This window comes from Mesorhizobium sp. M7A.F.Ca.US.014.04.1.1, assembly GCF_003998745.1.
In the GTDB taxonomy this organism is placed as follows: Bacteria; Pseudomonadota; Alphaproteobacteria; order Rhizobiales; family Rhizobiaceae; genus Mesorhizobium; species Mesorhizobium ciceri.
The window spans coordinates 1-902 of the sequence record NZ_RZRW01001180.1; the positions used below are offsets into that span (position 1 = coordinate 1).

Sequence of the window (902 nt, forward strand, 5' to 3'; positions counted from 1 at the left end):
CGACAGGCGGGCAGCCGTATAGGCAAAGATAGCAATGCCGGAGGCAGCCGGCACTCGGCTGTCTCCTGCTAGCGGCTCCTGCGGAGTCGGGCGCACCCGGTGGTACCGAGCAACTGGCGCTCCGCACGAGGGATAGCGCGACCCATTGGTGACTGGTGCGTGCCTGACGAAGCTCTCCATTTCCGCTTCGACATAAATGCTTCACCTAGGGAACATCGCCGGCTCCGCGAAGTTGGACAGCCACGGAGGACGTGCACATGAACAGTGTCATCTATCTTATCGGCGTTATCGTTGTCGTGCTGGCGGTCCTCTCCTTCCTCGGTCTTCACTAGGTGGCCCCATGCAGCATGAAAACGATCAGGGCGGACAGCCCACCGATTTCGACAAGACGAAAAGCGACGTTTCCGAAAGGCTTCGCCAGGAAAATGAGCGTGCCAGCGAGTTGCTTCACGACGCGCGTGATACGGTGACCCGCAAGGCTGGCGACTATGCATCTGAAGCCAGGGAGGTCATCTCCGACAAGGCGCAGGAAGCGCAGCGCGACATCGGATCGAGCCTGGCGGCGCTGGGCGGCGCACTGCGCGCGGCCAGTGACCACCTGGCCAACAACGATGAAAGGAACGCATCGAAGTTCGCATTGGATGCTGCCGGTGGCCTGGAGCGGCTTTCATCGTCATTGAAACAGAAGCCGTTCGGCCAGGTCCTGGAGGACGTGCAGTCCTTTGGCCGGCAAAATCCCGGTGTCCTGCTTGCCGGATCGGTATTGGCCGGATTGGCTCTCGGGCGGTTCATCAAGGCCTCGCCGCCGGCGGGTCCAGAATTTCAGGATGCGCCGGGAGACCTCAAATCCCACACCGATCAGGCACAGGGTTGGTCCGCTGATCGGTCGCAGGATTCGGGCG

The 902-nt window shown here is 61.6% G+C and carries 1 protein-coding gene; it reads left to right on the forward strand.

The features are described 5' to 3' along the window. Positions 1 to 340: 340 nt before the first annotated feature. The coding region (locus EOA22_RS35415) for a DUF1206 domain-containing protein (protein ID WP_164756264.1) at positions 341 to 902 on the forward strand (562 nt) is incomplete at its 3' end.